5 protein-coding genes are annotated in these 5631 nt (G+C 73.5%); 4 read left to right on the top strand and 1 reads right to left on the bottom strand.

The features are described from left to right. Nucleotides 1-140: 140 nt before the first annotated feature. From ABTZ17_RS36060 to ABTZ17_RS36070, 3 genes are all read left to right on the top strand, one after another. Nucleotides 141-707 carry a TetR/AcrR family transcriptional regulator gene (locus tag ABTZ17_RS36060; RefSeq protein ID WP_352200050.1) on the top strand — a complete coding sequence of 189 codons (567 nt, stop codon included), beginning with the start codon at nucleotides 141-143 and terminating at the stop codon, nucleotides 705-707. Nucleotides 708-889: 182 nt separating this feature from the next. Then, nucleotides 890-2050 (top strand): agmatine deiminase family protein, encoded by a 1161-nt coding sequence (locus ABTZ17_RS36065; RefSeq protein ID WP_352200046.1) that lies wholly within the window; start codon nucleotides 890-892, stop codon nucleotides 2048-2050. 29 nt (nucleotides 2051-2079) lie between these two features. Then, entirely contained in the window at nucleotides 2080-2955 is an 876-nt protein-coding gene (locus ABTZ17_RS36070; RefSeq protein ID WP_352200047.1) for a DUF4436 domain-containing protein, read from the top strand. A gap of 121 nt (nucleotides 2956-3076) precedes the next feature. Here ABTZ17_RS36070 and ABTZ17_RS36075 read toward each other — a convergent pair whose 3' ends face one another. Next, nucleotides 3077-3706, bottom strand: a complete 630-nt coding sequence (locus tag ABTZ17_RS36075; protein ID WP_352200048.1) for a TetR/AcrR family transcriptional regulator — start codon at nucleotides 3704-3706, stop codon at nucleotides 3077-3079. Nucleotides 3707-3909: 203 nt separating this feature from the next. Here ABTZ17_RS36075 and ABTZ17_RS36080 point away from each other — a divergent pair, with 203 nt between their 5' ends. Next, nucleotides 3910-5445 (top strand): MFS transporter, encoded by a 1536-nt coding sequence (locus tag ABTZ17_RS36080; RefSeq protein WP_352200049.1) that lies wholly within the window; start codon nucleotides 3910-3912, stop codon nucleotides 5443-5445. The last annotated feature ends 186 nt before the right edge of the window (nucleotides 5446-5631 follow it).

Consider the following 5631-nt stretch of genomic DNA (forward strand, 5'->3'; position numbering starts at 1 on the left):
CCTCTCCGCGCCCCCCCCCCCTCTCCCCCGCCGGCGGGGCCCGGTGGCGCCCGGACCCCGGGGCGGGCCGGCCCGCCCGGGACTCCCGCGCGGGCCGCGGTCCGGACCGGCGGGCGGAGATCCTGAGCGGCGCCGCCCGGGTGATCGCCCGCCAGGGGGTGCGCGGCCTGCGGGTCGCGGACCTGGCGGCCGAGGCCGGCGTCTCCACGGGGCTCGTCTACTACCACTTCAAGGACCGACCGGGCCTGCTCCGGCAGGCCCTGGCCTTCATCGGGGACCGCGCCGACCGCTACACCCTGGCCGCCGACGAGCAGGCTCCGCCCGGCCCGGCGGAGTCCGCCGGGCCCCGGCAGGCGCTGGAGCGGATGCTCCTGCTGGAGTTCCAGGACCTGCCCGAGGTGCGCGAGAACAGCACCGCCTGGGGCGAGCTGCGCGCGCACTCCGTCTTCGACCCGGAGCTGCGGGAGGACCTGGCCGCGGCGGGGGCCGCCTGGACCGCCGAGGTGGCCGACCATCTGGTCGCCCTGCACCCGGAGGCCCCGGCCCCGGCCGTGACGGCCGCCGCCGAGCGACTCACGGCCCTGCTGGAGGGGTTGAGCGTGCGCTGGCTGAGCGGATTGATCCCCCTGGAACACGCCCGTGAGCTGCTGCGGACGGCCGTCGGAGTGGAAACGGGGCGTCTCGGTTGCCCCGGAGAGGCGAATTGACTGAAATTCCAGTCAGTGCCACAGTGACGACACGAGGCCGCACCACTTCTTCGTGCCGAGCGGCCGTTCGCAGCGCGGATCGCGCACCCTTGTCCGTAAGGCCCGGTTTGTCGGCCTCCGTGACACCCGCGGCCCGCTCTGGCGGATGCACCCCGTCCGCCAGCACACGATCGGAGTTCCCCGTGTCCTTCCTGCCCCCCACCCGCCGCACCGCCCTCCGTGCCCTCGCCGGGATCGGCGCCGCCATCGCGGGCGTCTCGGCCTGCGGCCCCACCGCGGCCGGAGTGCAGTCCGGCTCCGGCGCCTCTCCGCTCCCCTCCGCCAAGGCCGGCGGACGGCGACTCGGCGCCGAGTGGGAGAGCCACACCCGCACCTTCATGTCCTGGCCGGCCCTGACCTCCGTGTGGGGCGAGGACCTGCGGTACGTCCGCCAGGACATCGCCCGCATCGCGCGGGCCATCGGCGAGTACGAGGCGGTCGTGATGATGGCCCGCCCCGAGCAGGTCGACGCGGCCCAGCGCGCCGTCGGCTCGCAGGTCGAGGTGATCCCGCTGGCCGTGGACGACCTGTGGGCCCGCGACACGGTGCCCGTCTTCATGGAGGAGAAGGGCAAGGTCGTCGGCGTCGACTTCAACTTCAACGGCTGGGGCAACAAGCAGGAGCACCGCAACGACGGGGTCGTCGGCCGCAAGCTGCTCCAGGAGTACCGGATCCCGCGGGTGCAGGCGCCGCTGGTCGCCGAGGGCGGCTCCTTCGAGCCGGACGGCGAGGGCACCCTGCTGATCACCGAGAGCTCGATCGTCAACGACAACCGCAACCGCGGCAAGAGCAAGGCCGTCATCGAGGCCGAGCTGAAGAAGACCCTCGGGGTGGAGAAGGTGGTCTGGCTGGCCGGGGTGCGCGGGGAGGACATCACCGACGCCCACGTGGACAGCCTGGTCCGCTTCACCGCTCCCGGGGTGGTCCTGCTGGACCGGGCGCACCCGTCGACCCCGGCGGACTCCTGGTCCCGCTCGGCGGACCAGGCGGCCTCCGTGCTGGCGAAGGCCACGGACGCGCGCGGACGCCGCTTCGAGGTCATCGACCTGCCGCAACCCGACCTGAACCGGATCACCGGCGAGGGCGACGACTTCGTCTCCACCTACGCCAACTTCTACATCGCCAACGACTCCGTGTTCCTCCCGAAGTTCGGCGACCGCAAGGCCGACGACCGGGCCCGCGGCATCCTCCAGGAGCACTTCCCCAAGCGGGACATCGTGCTCGTCCCCATCGACACGATCGCCTCGGGCGGCGGCGGCATCCACTGCTCCACCCACGACCAGCCCGGCAAGCCCGCCGCCTGATCCCCTTACCGCGCACCGCTGGAGCCGCCTTGTCCGCGTCCCGACGCCTCTCCCCCGCCCGCCGCCTCCCGTGGCTCCCGGCGCTCGTCCTGCTCGCCATCGCGGCGGCGGCCGGCGTGGGCGCCTGGCTCCAGTACGGCGAACGCCAGGCCCTGGACACCGTGCACACGGTCGGCCGGGACGAACCGGACCGGGTGGACGTGACGGCGACCGTCCAGCGGGTGGACGCGGCCGCCCGGGAGATGGTCCTCCGCGTCCTGGTGACCCCGCGCGGGGAGCTGGCCGAGGCGGGCGGGATCTCCCCGGTGGAGGACCTCACCCTGCAAACCTCGACGGCCACCCGCGGGGACCTGTCCTTCAAGGCCCACCAGCGGATCGCCACGGCGGACGTGCCCGTGGCCCTGACCGGGGGGTCGATCACGGACTATCCGTTCGACTCCTACCGGGCGGCCGTCGAGTTCGGCGCGGTCCTCGGCGGGGAGCGGGTGCCGGTGCGGCTGACGCTCTCCAACAACGACGCCCTGTTCACGGCCACCGTGGACGCGGAGTCCGAGGGCGGGACGGCGCTCGCGGAGATCGGCCTGTCCCGCTCCACCAGCGTGCTGGTGTTCGCGGTGTTCATGATGGTCGCGATGTGGGCGCTGGCCGTGTCGGTGCTGATCGGCGCCTGGTTCCTGGTGAGCCGGCGCAAGGGGCTCACCTGGCCGGCCCTCGGTTGGATGGCGGCCACGCTGTTCGCGCTGGCCGCGTTCCGGAACTCCGCTCCCGGCGGCCCGCCGATCGGCTGCCTGCTCGACTACCTGGCGTTCCTGTGGGCGGAGATCGCCATCGCCTTCTGCCTGGTGACCACGGCGGTCTCCGGCATGCGGGCGGAATCGCGGGCCGACGCGTCCGGGGCCGGCTGACCGGCCTACCCCCCGGCCCGCCTCGGCTGACCCACACCCCGTAGCGGCACCCGCGAGGGCGCCCGTTCCCCGTCCGCACGTGCGGACGGGGAACGGGCGCCTTTCGTCGTGCCCGGGGCCGTCAGCCGCGGGGCCGGGTCAGGGTCGCGAACAGGTCCGCGAAGTGGTCCAGGCTCACCCGCGCCGTCTCCCCGTCGCGGGTCGCGAGCCATGCCGAGATGACACCGCTGAAGGAGGCCACGAGCATCTGCGCGAGGTCCGCGGCGGGGACCGTGTACTCCAGGTCCGCCTCCTGGCCGAAGCGTTCGAGGTAGGCCGTGGTCTTGTCCAGGTACGCCCGGTGCTCCCAGGCCGGCAGCTCGTGCAGCTCCGGTTCGCGCAGGGCCAGGTTGACCAGTTCACCGAGGACGAGCTGGGCCTCCGGGTCGGCCTCGACCGCCTCCCAGTAGGCGTGCAGCAGCGCCCGCAGCATGCCGGCCGGGGTGGCGTCCGGGGCCACGGCGCCCCAGGCGGCGTCCAGGTCGATGTTGATGTCCGTGGCCAGGAGCGCCGCGTACAGCTCCTGCTTGGAGCGGAAGCAGTAGTGGAAGGCGCCGTGCGGCATCTCGGCCTCGGCGCAGATCGCGCGGGTGCTCGCCGCCGCGATCCCGTCCCGCTTCATCACCCGCAGGGCCGCCGCGACCAGGCGTTCCCGCCGTACGTCCGCGCTGAGGTGCTTCTTCGTCGTCTTGCCCGCCGATGCCGTCGTCATGCCGCGAAGGATAACAAGCCTCTTGGCCAGATGACTGAGTCGGATGACTCGGTCGATCGACTGAGTCGGTCGACTTGACCAAGTGTCCAAGCCATACGACTTGGTCACTTGACTTGGCCACCTGCCCAACTTTAGGTTTCGGTGCATCGGCAAGCCGCACGAGGGGGCGACTGACAGTGAATTCCGCAAGGTCCGCGACATCCGTGACCGTGCCCGACCGGGCCCGGCGGGCCGGGCCCCGCCAGTGGTGGGCGCTGGTCGCGCTGACGGTCCCGGTGCTCCTGATGAGCATCGACCTGACCGTCCTGTCCATGGCGGTGCCCGCCCTGAGCGCGGACCTGGCCCCGACCGCCACCCAGCTGCTCTGGATCATCGACGTCTACGGCGTCTTCCTGGCGGGGCTCCTGATCCTCATGGGCTCCCTCGGAGACCGGATCGGCCGTCGCCGGTTGCTCCTGACGGGAGCGGTCGCCTTCGGCGCGGCCTCCCTGCTCGCCGCACTGGCCTGGAACGCCGAGGTCCTGATCCTGGCCCGCGCCCTGCTCGGCCTCGGCGGCGCCACCCTGATGCCGTCGACCCTCTCCCTGATCCGCAACATCTTCGAGGACCCGGCCCAACGCCGGCGGGCCATCTCCGTCTGGGCCGCGGCCTTCGCGGGCGGGGCCGGTCTGGGCCCCGTCGTGGGCGGCCTCCTGCTGGAGCACTTCTGGTGGGGCTCGGTGTTCCTGATCAACCTCCCCGTGATGGCCCTGCTGCTCGCCGTCGGCCCCTTCCTGCTGCCCGAGTCCCGCGACCCGCGCCCCGGTCCCTTCGACCTGCCGTCGGCGGTCCTGCTGATCGGGGCGGTGCTCGCGGTGGTGTTCGGCTTCAAGGAGGCGGGACGGCTGGGCTGGGGCCTCGTCCCCGCGGCCTGGCTGGCCGGCGGCGCCGTGGTGGCCGCGCTGTTCGCGGCACGGCAACGGCGCCTGCCGCAGCCCCTGCTGGACCTCGCGCTGTTCCGGTCGCTGCCCTTCGGCGTGGCCGTGTTCACCAACATCGCCGGCGTGTTCGCGATGACCGGCATGCTCTACTTCTTCCCGCAGTACGTACAGATCGTCCTGGGCCGCTCGGCCCTGGAGGCCGGGCTGTGGGCGCTGCCCCTGGCGGCCGGCGCGGTCCTGGGCTCCCTGGTGGTACCGGCACTGGCCCGGCGCCTCCCCGCCGGGCTGGTCATCGGCCTCGGCCTGGCCCTCGCGGCCACCGGCTACCTGCTACTGAGCCTGTTGGACGCGACCGGGACCGCCGCCCTCGCCTTCGGCGGCGGGGCCCTGCTCGGCGGCGGCGTCGGCCTGGCCAACACCCTCACCAACGACGTGATCGTCGGAGCCGCTCCGCCCGGCCGGGCCGGCGCCGCGGCGGGCATCAGCGAGACCGCGTACGAACTGGGCGGGGCGATGGGCACCGCCGTCCTGGGCAGTGTCGGCGCCCAGATCTACGCCTCCCGGGTCCTCGCCGACCTGCCGGACCGGACCCCACCGGAGGCCGCCGAGGCCGCCACCCAGACCCTCGCCACCGCGGAACGCGTCGCCGCCGCCCTGCCCCCGGCCCAGGGCCGGGAACTCCTCTCCACCGCGCACGGCGCCTTCGTGGACGCCATGTCCCAGACCTTCCTGACCGGCGCGGTCATCGTGGCCGTCGCCGCCGCCGCGGCGGCCCTGGTCCTGCGCAAGCACCGCGTCGCCGTCGGCGCCGGGCACTGACGGGCCGGTACCGGCCCCGGTCCGCAGCCGACCGCATCCGTCCCCGACCACACCCGGATCCGTACCCGCCCGGCGGCCCACCGGCCGCGCTCCCCGAAGGAATCTCAATGACGAAGTCAAGCTGCCTGCGTGACCGGTGGGGCGGAGGTGAACAGCCTCTTGTCACGCAGCATCGCCCAGAGCACG

Origin of the sequence: Streptomyces sp. NPDC097619 (genome assembly GCF_040302735.1) — a bacterium.
Taxonomy (GTDB): domain Bacteria; phylum Actinomycetota; class Actinomycetes; order Streptomycetales; family Streptomycetaceae; genus Streptomyces.

Coding starts and splice junctions, on each gene's coding strand:
- ABTZ17_RS36075 (WP_352200048.1), bottom strand. CDS start 3,706: ATGACGACGGCATCGGCGGGCAAGACGACGAAGAAGCACCTCAGCGCG.